The organism is Alteromonas sp. ISO5 (genome assembly GCF_058105165.1).
This window is the reverse complement of the sequence record NZ_CM176572.1, coordinates 5025869-5050381: the sequence shown is the minus strand read 5'-3', so window position 1 is coordinate 5050381 and position 24513 is coordinate 5025869. Positions and strand designations below refer to the sequence as shown.

General features: G+C 43.4%; 21 protein-coding genes. 5 read left to right on the top strand and 16 right to left on the bottom strand.

The genetic code is table 11. The features are described 5' to 3' along the window. Positions 1-3: 3 nt before the first annotated feature. Genes trpA through AC2T0J_RS22825 form a run of 6 tightly spaced genes read right to left on the bottom strand, consistent with a single transcriptional unit; the run spans position 4 to position 6642 of the window. The gene (trpA, locus tag AC2T0J_RS22850) at positions 4-810 is read right to left on the bottom strand and encodes a tryptophan synthase subunit alpha (protein ID WP_489808016.1); all 807 of its coding nucleotides are present in this window, start codon (positions 808-810) and stop codon (positions 4-6) included. After that, positions 803-1990, bottom strand: a complete 1188-nt coding sequence (gene trpB / locus AC2T0J_RS22845; RefSeq protein WP_489808015.1) for a tryptophan synthase subunit beta — start codon at positions 1988-1990, stop codon at positions 803-805. The genes trpA and trpB overlap by 8 nt, the downstream gene beginning before the upstream one ends. A gap of 28 nt (positions 1991-2018) precedes the next feature. Next, the gene (gene trpCF / locus AC2T0J_RS22840) at positions 2019-3416 is read right to left on the bottom strand and encodes a bifunctional indole-3-glycerol-phosphate synthase TrpC/phosphoribosylanthranilate isomerase TrpF (RefSeq protein WP_489808014.1); all 1398 of its coding nucleotides are present in this window, start codon (positions 3414-3416) and stop codon (positions 2019-2021) included. Continuing rightward, entirely contained in the window at positions 3413-4441 is a 1029-nt protein-coding gene (gene trpD / locus AC2T0J_RS22835) for an anthranilate phosphoribosyltransferase (RefSeq protein ID WP_489808013.1), read from the bottom strand. Before trpD ends, trpCF begins: the two co-directional genes overlap by 4 nt. A gap of 3 nt (positions 4442-4444) precedes the next feature. Then, the gene (locus AC2T0J_RS22830; protein WP_489808012.1) at positions 4445-5047 is read right to left on the bottom strand and encodes an aminodeoxychorismate/anthranilate synthase component II; all 603 of its coding nucleotides are present in this window, start codon (positions 5045-5047) and stop codon (positions 4445-4447) included. Further along, positions 5047-6642 (bottom strand): anthranilate synthase component 1, encoded by a 1596-nt coding sequence (locus AC2T0J_RS22825; protein WP_489808011.1) that lies wholly within the window; start codon positions 6640-6642, stop codon positions 5047-5049. The genes AC2T0J_RS22830 and AC2T0J_RS22825 overlap by 1 nt, the downstream gene beginning before the upstream one ends. A 276-nt stretch (positions 6643-6918) precedes the next feature. On the opposite strand from AC2T0J_RS22825, the gene AC2T0J_RS22820 reads away from it, so the two are divergent. From AC2T0J_RS22820 to rluB, 5 genes are read left to right on the top strand one after another with little or no spacing between them, the layout of a single operon-like run. Further along, positions 6919-7755, top strand: coding sequence for a PHP domain-containing protein (locus tag AC2T0J_RS22820; protein WP_489808010.1), 837 nt, complete (start codon positions 6919-6921; stop codon positions 7753-7755). Positions 7756-7780: 25 nt separating this feature from the next. Next, positions 7781-8401, top strand: a complete 621-nt coding sequence (locus tag AC2T0J_RS22815; protein ID WP_489808009.1) for an L-threonylcarbamoyladenylate synthase — start codon at positions 7781-7783, stop codon at positions 8399-8401. A 20-nt stretch (positions 8402-8421) separates the two neighbouring features. Then, positions 8422-9258 (top strand): segregation and condensation protein A, encoded by an 837-nt coding sequence (locus tag AC2T0J_RS22810; RefSeq protein WP_489808008.1) that lies wholly within the window; start codon positions 8422-8424, stop codon positions 9256-9258. Continuing rightward, a complete protein-coding gene (scpB, locus tag AC2T0J_RS22805) occupies positions 9255-9884 on the top strand; it encodes an SMC-Scp complex subunit ScpB (protein WP_489808007.1) in 630 nt (209 codons plus the stop codon). The genes AC2T0J_RS22810 and scpB overlap by 4 nt, the downstream gene beginning before the upstream one ends. Continuing rightward, entirely contained in the window at positions 9884-10753 is an 870-nt protein-coding gene (rluB, locus tag AC2T0J_RS22800; protein ID WP_489808006.1) for a 23S rRNA pseudouridine(2605) synthase RluB, read from the top strand. Before scpB ends, rluB begins: the two co-directional genes overlap by 1 nt. 47 nt (positions 10754-10800) lie before the next feature. On the opposite strand, the gene AC2T0J_RS22795 is transcribed toward rluB, so the two are convergent. From AC2T0J_RS22795 to AC2T0J_RS22750, 10 genes are all read right to left on the bottom strand, one after another. Next, positions 10801-11286 carry a glutathione peroxidase gene (locus AC2T0J_RS22795; RefSeq protein ID WP_489808005.1) on the bottom strand — a complete coding sequence of 162 codons (486 nt, stop codon included), beginning with the start codon at positions 11284-11286 and terminating at the stop codon, positions 10801-10803. Next, the gene (locus tag AC2T0J_RS22790) at positions 11286-11957 is read right to left on the bottom strand and encodes a DUF4097 family beta strand repeat-containing protein (protein ID WP_489808004.1); all 672 of its coding nucleotides are present in this window, start codon (positions 11955-11957) and stop codon (positions 11286-11288) included. The genes AC2T0J_RS22795 and AC2T0J_RS22790 overlap by 1 nt, the downstream gene beginning before the upstream one ends. Positions 11958-12157: 200 nt before the next feature. Further along, complete coding sequence (locus tag AC2T0J_RS22785; RefSeq protein WP_489808003.1) at positions 12158-12514, bottom strand: outer membrane protein assembly factor BamE; 357 nt, start codon at positions 12512-12514, stop codon at positions 12158-12160. 156 nt (positions 12515-12670) lie between these two features. Next, positions 12671-14356 (bottom strand): DNA repair protein RecN, encoded by a 1686-nt coding sequence (recN, locus tag AC2T0J_RS22780; RefSeq protein ID WP_489808002.1) that lies wholly within the window; start codon positions 14354-14356, stop codon positions 12671-12673. Positions 14357-14548: 192 nt separating this feature from the next. Further along, a complete protein-coding gene (locus AC2T0J_RS22775; RefSeq protein ID WP_489808001.1) occupies positions 14549-15721 on the bottom strand; it encodes a hypothetical protein in 1173 nt (390 codons plus the stop codon). Positions 15722-15723: 2 nt separating this feature from the next. Beyond that, complete coding sequence (locus tag AC2T0J_RS22770) at positions 15724-16167, bottom strand: response regulator (protein ID WP_489808000.1); 444 nt, start codon at positions 16165-16167, stop codon at positions 15724-15726. Then, complete coding sequence (locus AC2T0J_RS22765) at positions 16167-19472, bottom strand: hypothetical protein (RefSeq protein WP_489807999.1); 3306 nt, start codon at positions 19470-19472, stop codon at positions 16167-16169. The genes AC2T0J_RS22770 and AC2T0J_RS22765 overlap by 1 nt, the downstream gene beginning before the upstream one ends. Positions 19473-19587: 115 nt before the next feature. Next, positions 19588-20181, bottom strand: a complete 594-nt coding sequence (locus AC2T0J_RS22760; protein ID WP_489807998.1) for a condensin complex protein MksE — start codon at positions 20179-20181, stop codon at positions 19588-19590. Beyond that, positions 20181-21575: a hypothetical protein gene (locus AC2T0J_RS22755; protein WP_489807997.1), complete on the bottom strand. Its 1395-nt coding sequence runs from the start codon at positions 21573-21575 to the stop codon at positions 20181-20183. The genes AC2T0J_RS22760 and AC2T0J_RS22755 overlap by 1 nt, the downstream gene beginning before the upstream one ends. After that, positions 21562-24510 carry a hypothetical protein gene (locus tag AC2T0J_RS22750; protein WP_489807996.1) on the bottom strand — a complete coding sequence of 983 codons (2949 nt, stop codon included), beginning with the start codon at positions 24508-24510 and terminating at the stop codon, positions 21562-21564. The genes AC2T0J_RS22755 and AC2T0J_RS22750 overlap by 14 nt, the downstream gene beginning before the upstream one ends. Between the last annotated feature and the right edge of the window lie 3 nt (positions 24511-24513).

The following is a 24513-nucleotide window of genomic DNA, read 5'->3' as shown; positions in this document are numbered from 1 at the left end:
GGCTTACTTCCCTGTGGCGGCTTTCATTTCTGACACAAACTGACCGAGTGCAGCCAGCATGGCCGGTTCGTCCTCGAGGTTTTGCGCAATAATATTAACGGTGGCAGACCCAGAAATTGCTCCGGCCGCACCGCTTTCAATGGCGTGTTTTACCTGTTCAGGGTTTGAGATCCCAAAACCGAGCAGGGGCGGCGCTGCATTAACGCTGGTGAGGCGTTCAATTAATGACGCAGCCGGCATTGTGGCAGCCGTTTCTGCCCCGGTTACGCCAGCCCGGCCCAACAAATAGGTATAGCCAGCGGATAAGTCACCAATGGCTTTAAAGGTGGCATCGGTGGCGTTTGGTGGCGCGATAAGAATTTGCTTGATGCCGTTAGCGTTAGCCGTATCGATAAAGCGCTTGGCTTCACGAATGGGCACGTCAGCAATCAGGATCGAGTCCACACCGGCATCGGCGGCTTGTGCATAAAAGCCGTCCACGCCTTTAGCCAGTACCAGATTACTGTAAAGCAATAAACCAATGGGGATATCCGGGTGGTTAGCCCGAATGCGCTTGAGTAATTCAAAACAAGAGGCGGGCGTAACACCGCTTTCCAGCGCACGAATACTGGCCTTTTGAATGGTGGGGCCATCGGCTACCGGATCAGAGAACGGGATGCCCAGTTCTAACGCATCGGCGCCGCTTTCAATCAATTGTGTGATGATTTTCTCTGAGGTTTCAATGTCCGGATCACCGACCATCACAAAAGGCACAAACGCGCCAGCGTTTTGTTCGTTTAAACGGTCAAACATGGCTGCATATCTATCCATTAATCTGGTCTCCTAAAATACTAATTACGTGACCAAGATCTTTATCGCCCCGGCCAGACAGGTTCACCACAATAACGGTTTCTTCTTCAGCTTCATCGGCCATGTTTAGGGCATAGGCCAGCGCATGAGAGGACTCAAGGGCAGGGATAATGCCTTCTTTACGGGCCAGTAGCTGAAAAGCGTTGAGCGCTTCTTCATCGGTTACCGACACATATTCGGCCCGGCCGATATCGGCAAGGTGTGCATGCTGGGGGCCTACCGCCGGGTAATCCAGACCGGCAGATACCGAGTAGCTTTCTTCAATTTGTCCATCCGGGTTTTGCATAATATAGGTATAGGCACCGTGCAGAATGCCTTTAGTGCCTTTACCAATGGCGGCACCATGCTCTTTGGTATGAATGCCTTTACCGGCTGGTTCTACGCCTACTAAACGAACGGATGGCTCATCGATAAAGTCAGCAAACATGCCGATAGCATTGGAGCCTCCGCCCACACAGGCGACTACGGCATCTGGCAGACGACCTTCTTTCTCAAGGATCTGCGCCCGGGTTTCTTCACCAATCATGCGGTGGTATTCGCGTACAATGGTTGGGAACGGATGAGGGCCCGCTGCCGTTCCGAGCAGGTAATGGGCTTTGTCGTAATTGGCAGACCAGTCACGCAGCGCTTCGTTTACCGCGTCTTTTAAGGTGCCTGAGCCGGAGTCCACCGGGATCACCTCGGCGCCCATTAAACGCATTCTGAACACATTAGGCGATTGTCGCTCAACGTCTTTCGCGCCCATGTAAATACGCGCTTTCAGCCCAAGTAACGCACACGCCAGCGCCGTTGCTACGCCGTGCTGTCCGGCACCGGTTTCGGCGATGACTTCGGTTTTACCCATCCGTTTGGTGAGTAGTGCCTGACCCAATACCTGATTGGTTTTATGAGCACCGCCGTGAAGTAAATCTTCACGCTTTAAATACAGTTTTACGTTGGGGTTTGACACCAGATTACGGGTCAGGAACATCGACGTTGGACGCCCTGCATAATCTTTCAGAAGTGACATGAACTCAGCATTAAATTCCGGATCGTCTTTAGCCTCCAGAAAGGCCTGTTCAAGCTGGTCGAGCGCGGGGATTAGCAGCTCAGGCACGTACATGCCGCCATATTCCCCAAATTTTGTATCTAATTGATTCATGAAATGTCCCGTTGAATATATCGGCCGGTTAATACTGGCGACAAAGAGTAAAAAGTTCGCTGACCTGCTGTGCAGACTTGTTGCCCGGGCTGTCTTCCACTCCTGAGTTTACATCAACAATGGCAACACCGGTTGCCTGCGCAGCGGCAATATTCTGTGGATTGATACCACCTGCTATAACGAGTTTTTCGAGTTCGAGCTCATTGTGGATCACTGACCAGTCAAATTGTTGGCCGGTACCGCCGGTTTGTTTGCCAACCTGACAATCCAGCAACACCTTATCCAGTGTGTCGTCATCCAGCAAAGCATGAGTCAGGTAAGGTAATTCGCCAGCAACGCCAATGGCCTGCCAGATTTCGCAGCCCTCGGGCAGGTTTGCCCGTAAATGCTGGCGGTACATAGTGTCTTCATCACCATGTAACTGCACGGCTTTAAGGCCCAGTTCGTTAGCTATTTTCAGCACCATTTCGAGGGGTTGATTGACAAACACACCAACGTAGTTGCCGGGCGTGGCGGCGACAATGTCGCGCGCCTGGTCTGGCGACACGCAGCGTTTGGAGTGAGCAGCAAAAATTAACCCGCAATAGCTGGCACCGCTTTCAAAGGCATGACGTACCTGCTCTGGCTGGGTCATGCCGCATACTTTTACCGTACCGTACACCAGTTGTTTGACGGCCAGCGGCAGGTCCTGTTGAGCCATTAAGGCGCTGCCCACTAAGAAGCCCTGACACAGGGGGGCCAGGCGCAACACGTCCTGATGGGTATAAATGCCGGACTCACTGATCACTACATGTTCATGGGTTGCATCTCGCAGCATGGGCACCAGCTTTTCAGTCGTCGCCAAATCGGTAGACAGGTCGCGCAGGTCACGGTTATTAATACCAATAATTTTGGCCTTTAACGCAATCGCACGGTGCATTTCTTGTTCGTTGCTGACTTCGGTAAGAATATCCAGACCCAGCGAGTCGGCCACCGCCGCAAGCTGTCGGTAGGTCTCATCATCAAGTACCGATAGCATTAATAAAATGGCATCAGCATTGTAATAACGGGCCAGATACACCTGATACTCACAAACAAAGAAGTCTTTGTTGAGCACCGGCTGGCTTACCCGTTCGGTAACATAGGCTAAGTATTCAAACTTGCCCTGGAAGTATTTCTCGTCGGTCAGTACCGAAATGCCTGCTGCAAAGGGCGTGTAGGCGCTGAGAATTTCATCCAGATCAAACTTCTCACGGATCAGCCCTTTTGAGGGAGATGCCTTTTTACACTCTAAAATATACCCGGCATTCGGGGTATTAAGTGCATCAAACAGACTTTTGGTTGACGGTGTTAACCCCTGCTTTATTTGCTCAAGAGGCGTCTCGGCCATGCGTGCTTCAATTTCAACACGTTTGTCTTCAACTATTTTATCGAGGACGTTGCTCATGCATTTTCTTCCAGTTGGCTTAGTTCAGCGATTTGTCTGATTAAGTTGACGGGGGCGGCACTGGCCATGGCATTGAGTGCCTGTTCCGCGCCATCCTTAAAGGTATTGGCATGCCCGCTGATTTTTAGCAGCGCGCCGGCGTTCATCGCGATGGCTTCACGGTGGGCCTGTTCACCTTCACCGCGTAAGGCCGCTTCAATAAGCCGGCGATTTTCAATTGGCTCACCACCGGCAATAGCGCTGATAGGCGCATGGCTCAAGCCAAAATCGGCTGCCGTAACCGTATAGTGGGTGGCACTACCATGATCGATTTCAACTATCTGAGTGGGGCCGTGTAAGGATAGTTCATCCAGTCCGTCACCGTGGACAATTAACGCGCTGTGTTGTCCCATCAGAGTAAGAGTCTGGGCATAGGTATCCAGTAGTTCCGGTGTATAAACGCCATACACGCCAAAGGTTGGGCCCGCCGGGTTAGCCAGTGGACCAAGAATATTAAACAGTGTGCGGGTTTTCATCTCGGCGCGTACCGGCGCAGCAAAGCGCATACCGGCGTGATAGACCGGAGCAAACAGAAAACAGAAGTTAACCTCATCCAGGCATTTGCGGGCAACCTCCGGGGTAATATCAAGCTTGATACCGCATTCGCGAAAGAAGTCGGCCGAGCCGGACTTGCTTGATACGCTGCGGTTACCATGTTTGGCGATCTTAACACCGCAACTGGCGGCTACCAGCGCCGCCGCGCTGGAAATATTGATGGTATGATGACCATCGCCACCGGTGCCTACGATATCACCAAATTCGTAATCCGGTGTTGGATAAGGGCGTGCATTAGACACCATTGCACTGGCTGCCCCGGCAATTTCATTGGGGGACTCCCCCTTAATTTTAAGTGCGGTCAGTAAGGTCGCGAGTTTCACATCGGAAAGCTCACCGTGCATCACCTGATTGAATACCGAGAACGACTCGGCCTGAGTCAGGTGCTGACCGTCGAAGAGTTTTTCAATTACCTTGCTGTAGTCAGCCATGAGTTAATCCTCTTTGGTCAGGTAATGAATGCTTTGTAGCAGCAGGCGACTGCCTTCTGCCGTTAGAATGGACTCCGGATGAAACTGGAATCCAAGCATTTTATCGTCAGACTGGTAAACCGCCATCACCGTAGTACCCACTTTGGCCAGTGGCGTTAGACCTTCAGGCAGTTCCAGTGCCATCAGCGAGTGATAACGGGCAACGTGAAGCGGCTGTGGCATATTCGCAAACATGGCCTCACCGCTATGGATAATGGCCGAGGATTTACCGTGCATAACATCTTCAGCGCGACCGACTGTGCCGCCATAATGGGCCACAATCGCCTGATGACCAAGACAAATCCCGAGTACCGGGAAATGCCCCTGAACCATGTTTAACAGTTCGGGCATGCATCCGGCTTCATGCGGTGCACCAGGCCCCGGGGATAATAGCAATAAAACCGGCCCTTTTTCAGCCTGCAATTGCATTTTTTCGAATAACATTTTGGCGTCAACATTATTGCGGTATACCACAATATTTAAATCCATCGTGCGCAGTTCATCGACCAGGTTGTAGGTAAAGGAGTCGACGTTGTCCAACAGAAAAACGGTGATAGGCTGGCTCATTATATTTCTCCCTGAACGCTAACCGAGGATTTTACCGCATTGATAACGGCCTGTGCCTTGTTACGAGTTTCATCGGCTTCTGCTTGCGGGTCGGAATCATACACTACGCCAGCCCCTGCCTGTATATAGGCGCGACCCTTTTTAACAAAAGCTGAGCGGATAACAATACAGGTATCCATATCGCCATCGTTATTCAGGTAGCCCACAGCGCCACCATAACTACCGCGACGTTTGTGCTCGACTTTGCGGATTAACGAAGCGGCACTGACTTTGGGCGCGCCCACCAGGGTGCCCATGTTCATGCAGGCCTGATAGGCATGCAGCGCATCCAGATCGTGGCGCAACTGGCCTACTACGCGGGATACCAGGTGCATTACATGGGAATAGCGGTCAACCTTAAGTAAGTCTTTCACATAGCGGGTGCCGGGCTCTGATACTTTGGCTACGTCATTACGGGCCAGGTCTACCAGCATCAGATGTTCGGCTTTTTCTTTCTGATCTTCGCGCAGGTTAAGCTCAATGCGGCTGTCCATATCATGGTCTATCTCGCCATTGGCGCGTTTGCCACGGGGGCGGGTGCCGGCAATCGGGTAGATTTCCACCACATTGCTTTGCGCGGTGTATTTAAGGGCGGACTCCGGAGAGGCGCCAAAAATTGTAAATTCAGCATCCTGCATATAAAACATATAAGGGCTGGGGTTTTGTTTTTTCAAGGCCGCATAGGCGGTAAGTGGTGCAGGGCAGGGCAGAGAAAACGTTCGGGACGGCACAACCTGAAAAATATCGCCGGCCAGAATATGTTCCTTTAAGGTCAGCACGTCGTTGCAGTACTCTTCGTCAGATTTATCCACTTGTAAGGATGCTGGTTCGCTGACGGAGACCGGTGATATATCTAGTGGTGCCAGGCTTTGTAACTCTGCGCACAAGGATTCGAGGCGCTGGGCAATGGCAAAGTAACTGGTGGCCACTTCACTACCGCTAAACACACTGCCCAGCAAACGTGCCTGACGGGTTTGATGATCGAAAGTGATCAGGGTTTCTGCCAGATAAAAAACATAGTCAGCGCAGTCATTATCGCCTTCTTCTACTTCAGGCAGGTCTTCGAAGGTTGCCAGCAAATCATAAGCGAATACGCCACCTAAAAACACTGCATGCTGGTGGTCACGAAGCGGCGTGATCTGTTTAACTACCATCCGTAATACGTCGAACACACTGGTGGATTTTAAGCGGCTGTCTTCGTCAAGGTTGGCTGTTTGGGAATGACACTGAAGAGTAATTTCAGTTTCGCTGATGATCTGGCATCTTAAATCTGCCGGACAGCTTTCCATAAACAGCGGTAACAACCCTTTACCGTTGGCACTCAGCGCCTGTATGGCGACCTGCTGCCCGCGGCATTCAAAGCGCAGAGCGCCATCCACCATCAGCAAACTTTGCAGGTTATCCTTACTGTCTATCTCGGCGGACTCAAGCAGTAATGCATGGGGCTTGTCGCCACACAGCTGGGCAAATGCCGCCAAGGGATCATTGACGTAGGTTGCTGTTCTCTCAATGGTTTCCACTCTTCCCGGGACCATGCCTAATTCGGCCAAACTCATCTTATTTCTCCGCTTAAAAATTAAAAAAAAGGCCCGTAACATTACGGGCCTTTTTTGTTTGTTTTGCGCACTAACGCTCACACCGCCCATTATCGAAGGGAGTGCCACCACCAGATAGTTGCCATTACGGCGCTGTGTTGTGGTTGTTTTAGCATTAGTTTCCTGTCTCTTTGTTTTAATTTGATAACTTCGATAGGCATCGAAGCATTCAATCCGTATACTGTGCTATAGAAGAAAACAAAAAACTATTTGTGTCAACCATAAATTTGAAAATACATGAAAATTGACTTGCACAGTCACACCACTTTTTCGGACGGCCGGTTAACGCCGGCCGAGCTTATTCAACGTGCTCAAACTATGCAGGTTGATATACTGGCTATTACCGATCACGACACTGTTTATGGCCTGGCTGATGCCCATGCCGCAGCCCGAGACCACTACCCGGCACTGACAATTATTGACGGCGTTGAGATCTCCACGCGCTGGCACAGTTTTGAAATCCATATCGTGGGTTTGAATATCGATACCGAGCATCCGGCACTTCAGGCCTTTTTAGCTGAACAACAGCAAAAACGTGATGAACGCGCTGCTAAAATTGCCGATAAGCTAACGAAGTGCGGCTTTGAGGGCACGCTGGAAAGAGCGCGCCGATACGCAGGGGTTGGTCAAATCACCCGTGCTCATTTCGCCCGTGTGCTGGTGGATAATTTTCAGGTCGCGACCCTGGAAAAGGCATTTAAACTGTATTTGGGGAAAGGAAAACGCGCTGCAGTGAAGGCCGAGTGGCCGGATATCGCCGCGGCGGTAGAGGTGATTCAGCAGGCGGGGGGCCGGTCTGTACTGGCTCACCCTATACATTATGATATGAGTGCTAAATGGCTGCGACGTCTTATCGCTGAATTCGACCAGTCGGGGGGGGACGCAGTTGAAGTAGTGTTTCCGGGAATGAACCCTGACAAACAAGCACTACTACACTCTATTGTTGCTGAACATCAGTTACTGGCGTCGGCGGGATCGGATTTTCATTTTCCCGGTCGCTGGACTGAACTGGGCCGTTGTCAGTTAAAATCAGAAACACTTACTCCGGTTTGGCATGACTGGAATTTACGGTGAGTGAATCTACACTAAAGGATCCTGTATGAGTCAGTTTTTTTATGTACACCCTGATAATCCACAGCCACGTTTAATCAAACAGGCCGTTGAGCTTATTCGTCAGGGCGAGGTAGTGGTTTACCCTACTGATTCTGGCTATGCGATTGGCTGCCAGATGGATGATAAACGCGCCCTGGACCAGCTCTGTCGCATTCGTCAGATTGCTAACGAACACAATTTCTCGTTAATGTGCCGGGATATGTCCGAGCTATCGGTATACGCTAAGGTGGATAATGTGGCGTTTAGGATGTTAAAAAACAACACTCCCGGGCCTTACACGTTTGTGCTTAAGGCCACCCGTGAAGTACCTAAACGACTTCAGAATCCTAAACGCCGTACCATCGGTATTCGGGTACCGGATAACATCATCGCGCTGGCTCTGCTGGAAGAACTGAACGAGCCTCTCATGTCCACGTCGTTAATTCTGCCCGGGCAATCACTGGCAGAATCAGACCCTGATGAAATTCGCGATAAGCTGGAAAAACAGGTGGGTCTCATTATTCATGGCGGCTATCTGGGTGAACAACCCACTACAGTGATTGACTTAAGTGAAGGCGATCCCGTGGTGGTTCGTGAAGGCAGTGGTGATGTTACGCCTTTTTTATAAGAGGGTGAATAAGGCCTGCCATGAGCAATAGCGACGAGCCAGTCTCAACCCTCGCCACACCGGTACAGCAACCGCTGCCACTGGCCTTTGTGAACGGCGAGGCGGTGATTGAAAAGCCGGAGGATTTGTATATTCCGCCGGAAGCGCTGGAGGTCATCCTAGAGTCATTTGAAGGTCCGCTGGATTTATTACTGTATTTAATCCGTAAACAAAAATTTGATATTACCACTATGCCAGTGGCGGAAATCACCCGCCAGTACATGGAATACGTTGAGGTGATGCAAACCCTTAAGCTTGAATTAGCGGCTGAATACCTGTTGATGGCTGCTATTCTGGCTGAGATCAAGTCTCGATTATTACTGCCAAGTCGCAGCGATGAAGAAGAAGACGAAGAAGACCCAAGAGCGGCCCTGATACGACGTTTGCAGGAATATGAGCTCATTAAGCAAGCGGCCGAAGATCTGGATCTGCAGCCACGTATGGAGCGCGATCTGTTCAGGGTAAGTGTGGAACCCTCTGCCGATATTAAGCCGGTGATTATACAGCCGGACGTATCGCTACAGGACCTGGTGCTAGCCTTTTCGGCCGCTATGCAGCGTGCTGCGGCTTTTGAACATCATCATATAGCCCCGGAAGCGCTCAGCACCCGGGAACGTATGAGTAAAATTTTGCAGTTACTTAACGCCGAAGAATATACCCCGATGGAAGCTTTGTTTACCGCTGAAGAGGGGCGGGCCGGCGCGGTAGTAACCTTTCTGGCCATTTTAGAGCTGGTAAAAGGGCAGACTATTAGCCTGGTTCAGGCCGGGCCGTTTGCCCGCATTCATGTGAAGTTAGGTAGTTTTGAAGCACCATGAAAAAAATCAATAGTGAGCAGCTTAAACAGCTTATTGAGGCAACAATCTTTGTCTCGGAGCAACCGGTTTCCGTTGATAAATTAAAAAATACTGTGCTGGCTGATTTCACCGTCAGTGATAAAGCGATACAATCAGCACTGAGCACCCTGCAACTGGATTATCGCCCACGTGGTATCCAACTAGTAGAGGTTGCCAGTGGTTACCGGTTTCAGTCACTCGATAGCCTTAGCCCCTGGCTTAGTCGTCTGTGGCAGGAGAGCAGTCCCAAATATTCCCGGGCGATGTTAGAGACACTTGCGCTTATTGCCTATCGACAACCGATAACCCGGGGTGAAATAGAGCAGGTGCGTGGTGTGGCTGTTAGCAGCAACATTATTAAAACGCTCACTGAACGTGAGTGGATAAAAGTGATTGGTCATAAGGAAGTTCCCGGCCGGCCGGCGCTGTATGCTACGACAAAACAATTTTTAGATTATTTTTCGCTGAAGTCACTCAGTGACTTACCTAATGCCGAGGATTTTATGGCCTCCCTTGATGCGACACAAAACGTAACTCACGTGTTGCATGATAAACAGGCGACTCAGGTACAAGGTGATAGCGACAACCAAAAAGAGTCAATACACTAATGACAGAGAAATTACAGAAGGTACTAGCTAATCATGGCATGGGTTCGCGCCGAGAAATGGAACGCTGGATTGAGCAGGGCCGTATATCGGTGAACGGCATCGTGGCCAAATTGGGTGACCGGGTTGATGCAACAGCGCAAATTCGCGTAGACGGCCACATTTTATCACGCAGTAATGAAGAGCCGGTATGCCGGGTGCTGATGTACAACAAGCCGGAAGGCGAGTTATGTACCCGAATTGATCCCGAGGGCCGTAGTACCGTATTTGACCGTTTGCCGGCAATCAGTCAGGGACGCTGGATCGCCGTCGGTCGTCTGGATATCAACACCAGTGGCTTATTGCTGTTTACTAACGACGGTGAGATGGCTAATCGCCTGATGCACCCCCGTTGTAAAATTGAGCGTGAGTATGCTGTGCGTATCTTTGGCGAAGTGCCGCCAAAAGCGCTTCAGTTGCTCAAAAAAGGCGTGAAGCTCGAAGATGGTATGGCTAAGTTTAATACCATAAAACCCCGCCCGGCAACCGATGAAGAGAGCATGAACAACTGGTTTAACGTCACTCTGGAAGAGGGGCGTAACCGCGAGGTACGTCGTTTGTGGGAGTCCCAGGATTGTCAGGTTAGTCGTTTGATCCGTGTTCGTTACGGGCCAATAGAATTGCAAAAACGATTACCGCAGGGCGCCTGGGTTGAATTGCCATTGAGTGACGTTAATGCGTTACGCCATATGGTCCAGTTACCGGCAGAAAATGAAAGTATGGTTGATGAACGCCAGACTAAGCTTGACCATGCCCGCCTCAGTCGCATGCGTCGTTCGGTTAAAAAACACAAAATCCGTAAAGAGCGGGTCCACCAACGCCGTCAGTTTTAATCCAGCGGCCGGCTAACCCTCTCTGTGTGCACACATTGTGGTTAGCCTTATTGCGCCAGTAACGTTTCTAATGCCTGTTGAATGGATTCGGGGCTGGTTTGCGGGCCGAACCGTGTGATAGTGGCACGGTCTTTACTGATCAGAAACTTGGTAAAATTCCATTTGATAGCCTTGGTACCAAACAGGCCTGGTGCTTGAGCTTTCAGGTATTTATACAACGGGCTGGCACCAGAGCCGTTCACTTCAATTTTTTTCATTACCGGAAAGGTAACCTGGTAGTTGAGGGTGCAAAAAGACTGAATGCTGGCATCGTCACCGGGCTCCTGCTGACCAAACTGGTTGCAGGGAAAGCCAAGAATGACCAGCCCTTGATCAGCATATTGCTGGTGTAAAGCCTCCAGTCCCTCGTACTGAGGTGTGAAGCCGCACTTACTTGCTGTATTGACGATGAGCAGTACTTTGTTGTCAAAGGCCTGCATGGCGATATCGTCGCCATGACTATTCTGAACGATTAATTCTGAAAACGGGTGCATTACATTGCTGAGCTCTTATAGCGGACTTTGGATGTCATAGTGTCGGGAATTTCCAGCTTAACATCACGTTCTAAAATAATTTCTCCGGTTAGTTGTACGTTACCATCAATGTATAAGGTAGGGGTTGAATGGTTGTCATTATTTTCCGGATCGTTATAAATGATATCGCCTTCGATAAGACTGTTTCCGCGAATACTGATGTCGCCATTAACTGTTTCGATGCTGTCAGTAAGAGTGATATCCGTTGCTTCAATGTCGCCATTAACGGTGATCAGGCTGCCATGAACCTTAGCGCCGGAGTCCAGGGTGATATCACCATTAACCGACTCAATACCGTCACCTGAAATCAGCTTCTGGCCGGTTTCAATGTCGCCATTTACCACGGTGATCCCATCAATTTCACAAAAATCGCCTACCGTAACACCACCATTAACCGTGGTTAATTCATCCGCTTTAACGTTAGAGCCTAAGGTGATGCCACCATTAACCGTAGTCAGGGAGCCTACCTGTCGATTCTCCGACACACTTATGCTGCCGAAAACCCGGTTTACATTACCATCATAGTCAGCAGAACTATGACCGCCGACGTTGATAACACAACCAGTGAGCGCCGTACCAATCACAAAGCATATGGGGGCCAGGCGTAAGGTGTTTATTAAGCGATTTTTCATAATACATTTGAATAGTTTAGATTAAAGACCGGACAACCTTAGCATGGAGGATGTAAAGGGCGTACTTTAAAATAATTTCAAAATATGTCTGACGCGGTGGAAAGGAGGGCATAGTTGATGTGAGCGTGGTGTTCAAACCAACAAGACTTAAATAATGGCTTACTTATTATTGAAGGTTAAGCAAGCCATACTGAATGGTGTTATTGCTCCAGAGGCGTGTTGAAATCTTCAGATAGTTCGAAATCGCTGTCTACCGTTTCTACGCGGTCGTTATTAAAAGTAATGACTAGGCTTTTCTCAAAATCTTCACCACGTTTTTCCATGCCACGCTTCATTTCATAGTAGTAATACCAGGTATCTTTATCGAAGGCGTCTTTAAGGATCGGGCGGCCCAGAACAAACTCAACCTGCTCTTTTGTCATTCCAATGCGCAGTTTTTTTACGTCCCGCTCGTCCAAAAAGTTACCTTGAGGAATATCTATCCGGTAAATCCAGTTAGAACATGCAGTTGATAAAAAAGTAAGTGAAAGCACAACAATCAGGTGAGACAGCTTCATTAACAGATAAATCCAATTATTACAGTAAGTATTCGTTATTATTTAGTCTGCATGCCAGGCTGTTATGGGTGTTGAACAGTCTTTACAGACGCTATCGGTGTCGAGCATGCTAATCGCTCAACACCGGCACGTCAACTTTGACCAATGAATTGCAATTTAGTTCGCCAGCGCATTATCAAGTAATTCTTTGGCATTAGCCAGCGCATTAGGGGTAATTTTATCACCCGCCAGTAAACGTGCCAGCTCATCAATTCTGGCTTGTTCGGTAAGTGCTAAAATATGGGTCTGCGTTTCGCTGTTCTCGGTGGTTTTGGTTACAAACAGCTGATTATGAGCCTGCGCCGCTACCTGCGGTAAGTGGGTAACACACATGACCTGATTTTCCTTACCTAAACGGCGTAATAACTGGCCGACTATCGAAGCCGTAGGGCCGCTGATGCCGGTATCCACTTCGTCAAAAATCATGGTAGGGGTTAAGCTGGTATCACGGCTGATCACCTGTAAAGCCAGCCCAATTCTGGATAACTCACCGCCAGACACCACTTTGTCGAGGCGATCCTGAGGTTGCCCCGGGTTAGTCGCCACTTTCATGACCACGGTATCCATTCCCTGCGCAGAAGGGCGGGCCTGTTCGCAATAAGACACTTCAATATAAAACTCAGCATGGGGCATATTCAGGGTGCGAACCTGCGTTTGAACCAAAGCAGCTAGCTTTTCAGCAGCGTTGCTGCGGCTTTGCGACAGTTTTTCGCTGGCGGCAAGGTATTGGGCATGACTGTTTTCAAGGTCTTCTTGCAGAACCACCAGTCTTTCAGTATCTGCACTTAGCCCTGCAAGCTCTTCAGACAGTTGCTGATGATGCTCGTACAGGGATTCTGGCAACACCTGATGCTTTCTGGCCAGTTCCATGGCCTGGGCAAAGCGCTTTTCAACCTGCTGCAAACGCATTGGATCGATTTCCAGTTGATCACAATAACTGCGTAGCTCATTAGCCGATTCTTCCACCTGAATGGCCGCTTCGTTCAGCAGCGCTACAATGGGGGTTAATGCCGGGTCATGATCTTCCAGATTACTGAGTTTATCAATGCTGGTCTGGATAGCTGACAACGCGTTAAATTCATCTGCTTCATATAAATGATAAAAGCTCTTTTGCGCTTCTTCGAGCAAGGTCTGGCCATTGCTCAGGCGCTTGTGTTCAGCTTCAAGCTCGCTGAACTCGCCCTCAGCTAATGAAAACTCGTCGAGTTCTGCTACCTGATAGCTTAACAACTGTTCTCTGTCGGCTCGTTGCTGGGCAGCCTGCTCCAGGGCAGTGAGTTCTTTTGCCAGTTGTTGCCAGTGTTGGTAAGCAGATGCTGTAGCAGAGAGTAACGGGCCGTGTTCGGCAAAATCATCCAGAAGTTTGCGTTGTACGTCGTCTTTTAATAACTGCAGGTGTGTATTCTGCCCGTGGATCGCCAATAAAAACTGCCCCAGTTGCTTAAGCTGCTGAAGCGCAACCGGTACACCATTAATAAATGCCTTTGAGCGGCCTTCTTTTGAGATCAGTCGACGAATAAAACAGGTGTTGGGATCATCATCCAGTACCACGTCATTTTCATCCAGCCAGGCTCTCGCCAGGGGCGCGTCAAGCAGCGAAAAATAGGCAATGATCTCTGCCTTATCAGCCCCTTTCCTTACGGCGGATGCATCGGCACGCTCACCAAGACATAAGCTAAGCGCGTCGATAGCAATGGATTTACCTGCACCGGTTTCACCGGTCATCGCTGTCATGCCGGTCTCAAAGGCGATGTTGATCTCTTTTACTACAGCGAAGTTTTTAACCGATAAATGCGATAACATAAATGCCTCACAGAATAACTAGATAAATATACAGTAAGTGTAATTATATACAGTATCTCTGCTGAGTAAAATGTTATTGTGTAGTTTTTTATTACAGTGTAGGTTTCAGATTCAGTGAATTTGTTTCTAAATAGGTGAATCTCTTATGTGTTGTAGCTTGTAGACGTAAATTCTCGCTCTCTAAACAGTGCCTCAGAAACAAATATAATAAATCAGATAGGCTACTGCTAATAAGCATATCAATGGGCTATACAAAACTAAACAAGCTTTAATAGACAACCATATATTTGGATCTTTCCTGTCATCTTGTTTATCTAATTGCTTACCTGAAAAGAAGTCTAACCAATCTTTAAAGAAACCTTTATTAAAAAATAAACCGTGATCACCTTCGAAGTACCTATTTTGTATCAAGCCCGCAAATGTATTTTTGAAACCAACTTTACCAGCCATTCCCAAGCCAACAGCAGAAGCCTGACTGAGGACTAGCGCCTTATCCGAAATACCGCAATCGTTAGCAATCCCTTTAATCTCATGTTTATTAATGATTTTTTGCAATTGATAGTTGGACTTTAATACACTTCCACAGAGTACAACCCGCCCTAATTTGGGACTTGTAATTAACGGGATTTTTTCTAGCGCTTTGACAGCGACAAAAGTACCAAAGCTATGAGCTACAATGTTAATTTCTGCGGTTCTATTTCTATTTGCCAGATCTTGCAGTTCAGTAATAAAGGTCTTAACTTCACGATTTCGCAGCGGTGGTATCAAAAAAGAAAAAACAGGATAGAAGTTATATTTAAATTCTATGTGCTCAAACTCACTGCCTTGCTCTTTAATATATTCATCCAATTTGCCTTGCCAACGTCCAAATGAATGTATCCCATGAATAGAGTAAATTACCTTATCTGTAGGTTTATGAATTGTTGATGTCTGCTTAGAGTGAATATATTCATTTATAGATTCTTTTATCCCATCTGCCCAAGTCATATCTATATGATCATATACATAGGAAAATACTCTTTGTTCCGTGAATAAAGAAGCTTGTTCTTCAAATAATTCTGTGTGTTTTGTCAGCCCAATAATTACGTTTGGTGTCTTATATTTATCGCCCTTTCTCTTAACATCATGCTTTATAACTTTAAGAACATTTAACCCACCAGTATCCTTTTTTTCTTCGTTAACCCTCTGTGGAATCTGGAGATCTAATATCAACACATCAAATTTAGCGTTTTCTAGAGCAGACAAAGTTTCCTGAACACTTATAGTTCTTGAAATCCCTCTCTCTGGAATATTTAATTCTTCGATTATACTTTTTACATTTTCAAATTTTGAGTCATCATCCTCGACAACTAGAACAGATATCATTCTTACTCAACACTCTCTATAAATTTTGTTAGTTCATCTTTCCAATGTTCAGATGAAGAATCCCAAGCCAATACGTCAACCAGAAATTTACTAAAATCATTCATCAGCTCACTACTCAAGTTCTCAAGAGATATTTGACTGTTATGATGTCCAAACACATCATGTTGAGTTATGACAACCGTAGGTATGAACTTTCTTCTGTGTCTCATGAATATTAAAATATCTTTACCAGCAAGGTGTTTAATATCATCCATATCATTCATATACCTTGGTAGGCTCATATCTAGTATTAAGAGTGAAAACGTTTGAGTAGTAAGTACCTCTATAGTTTCTTCTTTATTTGTTGTCAGAGTTATATCCGCTGAATTTAAATTTAGCTGTTCTAATAGCAACTCCATTATTTGAGCAGCCTTTGTAGCATTGTCTTCCGCTATCAGAATTTTCATTAGTCAGACTCCTTTTTTAAAATGTTTTTATTAACAAATTCAATCTTTACTCTAAATGAATCTCCATCTGCGCATAGCTCAATTCTATTTTGTGCATTGAGATCCTGTTCAAATATTTTCTTAATTTTATAAAAGCCACTATTTTTATCTCGGCTAGCTTTATCTAGATAATTGATATCATTAACCGTGTTATTTATTTCTTGTACTTTTGCTAAATCAATATTTTTAGAAAGAGAAGATACTGTTAAGGTAGAACTCTCATTTTGCTCTTCCCAACCGATAACTAATTCACACTTTTGTTTGAACTTTCTTCTACTTACAGAGTTCTCAAACAACATAATGAAAACCCTTATGAAACTTTTCAAATGCCTGCCATCATATATATTTGAAACAACGGTTCCTTGCTTTATTGAAACCTCAACTTTTGGAAACAAATTTTGTACAAAATTTAAAGCTTCCAATATAGGCACATTGATATCAAAATGTTCGCCAGAAGACTTAACAAAATCTAACCAGCCACTAACTTCATTACTTGCACTTATTAGATCCGTTTTTGCTAGCGAAATTTTTTCATTTACTCGATATGCATTGTTCCTCAAATCGTTTGAGACGTACTTTAACTCTCTAAAATAGCTATCTACTTTCGTTGGCAATAAGTTAACTATAATGACTTTTCCCGCTTCAATTAGCTGTTCTGCTTTTCTATCCAAAGAGTTAATATTCCATTTAATAATTTCGTCAAAAGTACTTCCACTCTTTATTAAACTGAGCATGTTATTTACTTCATCTGACTCAAATGAAAATTTAAACAAAGAATCAATTGAAGATAGGTCATCTGTGCCTATCTGCATGTAACTATTTTTTATTCGAATTAAAAAGTCATTAACAGATTTAGAAAATACCTTGAAAGCATCTTGCAGCTTGCGGTAATAAACATTCGTTAAACTTGCTTTAAAACAATCTTCTATAAACTCATTGTCTAAATATTCGCCATTGACTTGCCTGCATAGTAAATCATGCTTTTCAAAAACTGATCTCAATCTCGGCACAATACCATTGTGTCTAATGTCTACATTTAGAGAGTTATCCAATCCAAACATTGGGTTTAGTGTGTAAATATCTCTTATTTCTAGCATCAAAAATAATGCTAGGTTAAAAGCCTTTCTGTCTGTTCTAACAATTTTCTGATCTTTCTGTGTAACGCTTACGCTCAACTCGCTTTGAGGAGAGGATTCCTCTCTATCTAACTCTAAAACAAGCTCTTCAAAAACTGACGCATAAAGCCTTTTTGATTCAGCAAATACTTTAGACTGATCGACATGCAGCTTACCTTTCCCCAATTTTTTAACGCATGAGTTTTTCGTATACTGATGAATCATGAACTCTAATTCTTCGAGAACTTTATCTTCTTCTCCTTCTTCAGATATCAAATTTGAAAGTATGTTTACACGATCTAGAATTTTCTCATTATTAGAACGATAAATATTTAATCCTTCGAGGATACTCAAATCACATATATTTCGAAGTAAAAACCTTTGTTTATAGCAGCTTGGAAGCAACTCGCTTGGGGATTTTATTCCAAATTGCATAAGGTAATCATTTAAGTACAGAGATATTACTTGGTGCTCGGTATAATCATCTTTCAGCAGCAGATATATACTAATAACAGTATCAATCGAGTCGAAATTTATATCTTCACTTTCGTTAATTTCTTTAAAGAGAAGCTCTTTCGGTAGTTTCCAGACATTTTTGGGATTCTCAAAATATGAATTACTGATATATTCGACAGTACTTTGGCAGTTACCAGATTTGATCATACTTAATGCAATCTTAGCTCTGATCTCATCTTCTAGATGTAACGGACAGTCAGTTATTTTTTTGTATAAATCCAGTGCATCGGAAAAATGATTCTCGCTAAATAACTTGTCAGCATGCCACTTTAGCTTTCGATATTCCGGTATATCTAATAAGTAAACATCATCATTTTTACAATTAGCAATTACATAGCTAATTGACGTTTGGTTGGGAAGGTTATTTCTAAAGGGATTAAAAGTAGAGCCATTAATGTCTAAAAAGCTATACAGTGCTCTTACAAGGTTTGTATCGTGACAAATGTTACCTTTAAGCTCTACCAATTTAACAAGCGGCATAACATCAAAATGGTTAAACTGTTGAAACAACCTAGTCAATCTTGTAAAACTTACATCACCTCTTCCAACTATGTAACTTCGCAGTTGTGAGATAGTTTTATGAATCAAACTACCTTTATTAAAACTACTGCCTCTATCAAGAGCTATTAAGGAGTTCACATAAAATTCGTAAGCATTTGCTATATTTGGCCACTTGGTTAAATAGTGTTCACACTTTCCAATTACACTTTCAAAATCTCCCATCATATAGGTATCGCAAATATCAATTATCGCTTTATCTTCCTCCTGAAGAGTCATTTCTCCACTTTGTAAGCGATAAATATTGATGAGCTTATAATCATTAATATGAGATCCTAATGATAAAAAACCTTTTACTACATCATTTTCAAAATTGCCTTTAGCCTGACAAACCATCGCCATCCTACAAAAAGCAAGGTATTTATCAATAATGCTAGCTGGAAACAGATACTCGAAAATTCCTTTAAAATCAGAATCATCAAAGTTCAACGGATCAAAACGAAATAGAAATTCAAGTGCCTTGCCTTCCGAGTTGTTCAAACCTTCTAAAATTGCTTCAAATGAATAGTCATTCCGTTCAGATGTTCTACTACTTGAAGCATTAGATAAAATTATGTCTAAATCACGCTCTTCAACTGGCCGATTACGGTTTTCAACTAGAAACTTGTATCGCTTTAACGCTTCGCTATCTTGATTGATGAAAGATAATACTGAAAGCTCAGTTTGGACATGCCAATACGAATACCCAAATCTATCTTTAATAATTGCAAGGGTATCTAAAACTGCTTCAAAATGACCTAATAGAACATTTTTTTCTATACTCTCTTTCAATTCTAAAAATTCATTTATTTGCTTTTTGAATTGAGTGATTTGTTTTATCCAAACCTCAATTTCTTGCCAGTTATTATCAAAGCTATATGAATTAATATTTCTTCTGATAAATTTAGAATAATGTACAGGGTTGCTGTACAAATAAGTTTTAAAAATAGGGTTTCGGCATTTTGTATCCAATAAATTTCGGAATGCTTCTCTATCTGTTTCTTGATTTAGCTGAATAAGAGCCAATAAACCAAAATTATTCATACTTGGTTTAACGCTTCTTGAGCTTCTTTGTTTATTTTTTCTTTTTTTGGGCATCTTCAATAGCCTAAGGTTCTGTCCAAATTTAAAGTGTGTTAAGTTTAAAAATCATCGTGAGCTAATTATTTTTTAATAGCCAACAAACTTAAACACTTAGTTTTCATATGAATAATTAGTCTTGAATGTTAATAAATGCTGAATGAGCCTCTATCAGCCTATTCAAAAATGTCATTGCGGCTTTACTTAACACATATTTATCTTGTGACACTTTAAATATAAGGCTTCTGCTTGTTAGGTATTCGAGAGCTTTGTCCCAATTGTCTACCCTTAAAGCCTTTAGCGAACTAGCTAGCAAATCGTCTTGCTTTAATGCATCAATATCTGACTCTTTCAGCCCAAACATAGGATCTTGCAACTGTGCTAAATCGCCCACAGTTGCATAGTACCTTCCAATAAAAAGCAAGATAGATTGAATCTTCATGGCATTGTCATCTGATTCATCGTTATTTGAGTCTCGAAGGTCTTGAGTGAAGTAAAAGTCACCTTCTTCATCAAACTTTAAGTCATACCCCATATGTTTAAAGTAAAGGGAAAAGTGCTTAATTTTATTGAATACCAGTGTGAATAAGTCATCATCTACTAAGCAACCGTGAACATCGTCATAGCGCTGCTTATTGAGCACTCTACCTTGAGAGAATAATCGGTAAATCTCAGCACTTTTGGTGTAAGGAATTTCTTCAAAACTGTAAATAACTTCACTTTCCATTAGTTAGACTCCTGCAAGATGACAATCCTATATACGTAATATTTATTTTCTTGTTGAATGAACGCCTTGTTGTTTGTCTTAATCAGATGTTTTCCATCAAGCGTCTTTTTCATAAAATGGACAACAGCATTTATAAGATCAACAAAGTGATATTCTGGTAATAAACTTTGAAGGCGGTAATGTAAGGTAGCAATTACGTCCTTCGATTCTCTCAATGACAACTTTTCTATCAAGTCGTATATTGCCTTTGCTCTCTTTAAGCGATCTTTCGAGGTGAAAGAGACCAAAGCTTGGCCTTCTGCTTCTATATCTTCGTTTGATAGCAGTAATTGGTCTTGGATTCGATACTCAAGATCTTTGAATATGTTGTAAAAATAAGAGCTATTGTTTTCAATTTTTAATCCTTTGGGCCTCGGAATTCGCTTCACATTTTTCATGAAAGGAACGTCATTAGCGAAAGAGTTATCTATTTTTGTGCGATTTACACGACCATCCAGAGTTTCTTCATACTTTTTCTTAAAGCGTTCAAAGTGCCATTCCATCGCGTTAAATTGAGTTAAACTCTTCTGGGTCTTGCGAATAAAACCATTTATCTGATTTGAAACGTCTTTTAGTGGGTTGATGATGTTGGTAAAACTCAGTCCATAGCGAAACACTTGGTCAGAAAGCTCATGTTTTCCATGAGCATCAAATAACAACTTTATAGAGTTGATTGTCGCTAGCAGGTTGTCTCCATCCACTAACTTTACGTCAGGATTAACAAATCGCTGAGTTGGAAGAATATGTCTTTCATATAGATGCGTTACGTCATCTAGCACTTTTTGTCTGTACTCAACAAAGTCAGTACCGTCTTTGCTCACCTCAAACGATAGTTTTTCCAAATCACTATTAATGCTCTGCATTCTAACCAAGTTGCGCTTGAGCAAATCTAGTAAACTACCGAGCTTGTGAAATAACTCATCTACCAGCTCTGTATAGTCATAATCCATTGAGTTGAAACTACAATCACCAGAAAGAAGTTTCTTTTGAATATGCCAAAAAGAAGCGAGTTCAGCTTTTAATTTTGCATCTGTTAGCTCTTGATATAGAGATGTTTCACAAAGCCTAAAAATAGAGACAACGGATTCTTGAAACATTAAGCGGCTAACGTTATCAACCTGATCTTGATCAGCAACAATATGTGACTTTGCTAAATTGTCCGTTGCATAAGCTATTTTGAAACGTTGCTGCTCTAGCTTATCTAGGTGCTTTATACTTTCCAAAACTTCAAATGCAACGGCCCCTTCACTAATAAAACGTTCATTTTGAGCATCCATTTTTTTGATAACATTAAACATAATGTCAGGTCGCTCTAACATTATTTTAAGAGTTTGAATGGCACTAAACTGTTTCATTCACACCTTCCAACAGTTCAATTTGATCATCTTCTACTAATGATTCAAAGCTTTCTTCATCATAAAATGACTGTGGACCATCCCAAACTACACGTGTTCTCTCTGCGGTGTATGGTTTTGCTGTTCTTAAAGCGTCAACATCATAATGGTTCCCTATCATGTGAACTAGTTCTGCACCAGAGCTATGAGTACCTGCGGTGAAAAGATAAAAACCGCTGTCCTTGATATCTCGTAAAAGCCACTCATACTGATTCACATTGATATTTGCCGCCTCATCCATTATGACTGGCAGCTTCACCATACAACTATCCGCACGTAATTTTGCAAGTAAAATCCGTACAAGTTTAAGGTTTATCAATGCAGTGGTAGACGTTGATTGTTGCTTAGTTTGCCAACTGTCATGACCATCTTTCTTGACTCTATAGCTGACTTTTTTGATAACATCAGACATTACTAGCCGATTACGCTCACCATCTTTAAAGAACGTATTGCTAAACGCTTGAAGCCTTAGATAGAACTGCTTAGAAAGCGCTTGTTCACTAAACTCGTTATAGCTCTTTTGAATTTCAGAAATGAGATTTTTAAAACGCGGGTCTACATGGATAGACACTTCAATTTGAGTTAAGTCATTAACCGAAATACCTTCAAACGAGCGGTTAAGTTGATTCTCAAAGCGACTAATATGCTCAAAGTTCTTTTCTAAAATATCAACATAATTACTGACACTTTCATTATGCGAACGAGTTTTTGATTTAAGTAGGTGCCATTGACCTTCAAGTTCATCATAGATTTGTTTAACGTTGGCATAAGCCTGATGAATCGTGCTCGGTACTGGACTTGAGTTAAAAAGGTCACCTTCTAGTTCGATAAACCCATCCCTAGCAAAATCTCGAAGCCCTTCAAGTATCTGCCCCCTCAACTGATCAACTTGCTGTAAGTCATGTTGAAGAGTAGATAAATATTCTGATGTTAAAGTGGCGTTATTATTAGCTGTTCCCTGTCTTTCTAGTTGTTTTTGAACTTTTGGATAGGCTTGTTTAGTACCATTCGCGTTACTTTGAAGTGCCAATAGCTGAGATTGTTCCCGACTTAAACCCGTTTGCTTTTGCTTTTCAGATTCAATTAACTCAGATAGTTCACCTTGTTGTTTTGATAAGGTTACTACTTGAGGTGAAAATTCTTCAACCGCAGCTTGGTTTTCAGCTAGCTGTCCGCTATATATTTTTAAAGCGCTGTTATTATCATTTAATTCAAATATAACTTTTTTAACGCGCTCTATTTCTTTTAACTCTTTCCCTAGGTCTTGAAGCTTTTTCTCTATGATTAATGGGTTTTCAGTATCTTGCTTTTCAAGGTCAGATTTTTCCAAAATCACAGCATTAATTTCGGATTCAATATTTTCTAGCTCTTTGTGTAAATCGCGAGTTGCCCTAGAGTCAGATTTTCTAAATTCTTGCCCCCAAAAGTTATATAAATAACCTTGGTCACTAAACAAGCCTTTAAAATTTTCAATTGCATCTACTTCATGCTTTTCCAATTCCTTACCCGGGTTTGCCAATAAGAGCCGTGAATTAATTGAATTTAGTAGCTCTAGTGTATCGTTAGGTAACTGCTTTTGAATCGCAAACTCTGAATTTTTAATATCCAACTCTATATTCTGTTGAGCTTTCCGATACTGAGTAATTTCAGTTTCAAGCTTATTAATTCGTATACGTCTAGCGTTCGTATTTTGATAAGCTTGAATCTTCTCTTGCGTATCAATCAGTTCCTCATCAAGAAGCTCTAGTACTTCTTGTTGTGTCATGTTTACATAACGACTTAACTCGAACTCTCCTTTATCAATCGCTTGTTGAGTCTTCGCTATATTTTGTTCTGAAGTGTTAATGATTTTATTAGCTGTGAACAAATTTTGGTTGATTACCTTAACTTGGTCAGCAATGGGTTGTAATTGCTGTTGCCATTCCTTAATTTTCCCTGCCGATTCGTTTACGGCTTCATTTGTTTCTTTTAATTTGCGATTCAGGTGCAGATAAAAATCAACAAAACGAGTCTCAACTTCAGACAGTTCACTATATTTGGCAAAGTTAGACTTTAGGGTTTCAAACTCTCTCGTTTTGTTTTCGATATCAGTTAACTTTTGCTCTTCTAGCTTAAGTGAGTCATGTGCTGCCAAGAAGGATTGAATATCAAAGTTCAGGGCATCGCTTGTCTCTTTTTTCTCTGACTCAACGATGTTAGCAACCGCTTTAGCAACACCCTCATTTGACGTTTCCATATCGAAAAGCATTAAAATCAGTGCTCGTAGTGACTCTACGTTTTCGTCAGACGCATCATTGAGTGGAAAGAGGCTATAGCGCATTTCAGTTTCAGATAGTATGTCTCGTGCATACATCAAATCCTTCAACTTTTGTGGGTCTCTGACTGAAATACAGTGCTTATCTTTAGCTTTAATTTTTGTAAACACATCTTGAGTAGATAGCTTTTCAACTCTAGACCCGATGTTATGCTCGTCATCGCCCTCTACTTGCCAAAATAAATGCTGAATTTCTTGGTATGGCAAAGCAGTAAAAATACGCTCAAATGAAAGGTTCTTGCCCCTATTTAGAATCTGACAGTGGGTGTATCGTTTGCCTGCGATAACTTTCTCCACTTCGATAATTAAATGCGAGTACTTGCTAGGGAAATAATGCCCAAATGACTCGTTTTTATCATATTCATAGCCATTTGAACTTTTGAAATTAAATTTATCTTTTGCTCGATTGAAGTTTACCTCAGGTAAAAGAAACAAACGGATGCAATTAAGAAGACTTGATTTACCAACGTTACCTTCGCCAAGCAATATAGTGTGTTTATCTAGCTCTATCTCTGAGTAACAAAACCCAGCAGAATCGACCAGTACGAGTTTCTTTAATACAAAATTAAATTGATGAGACAATGT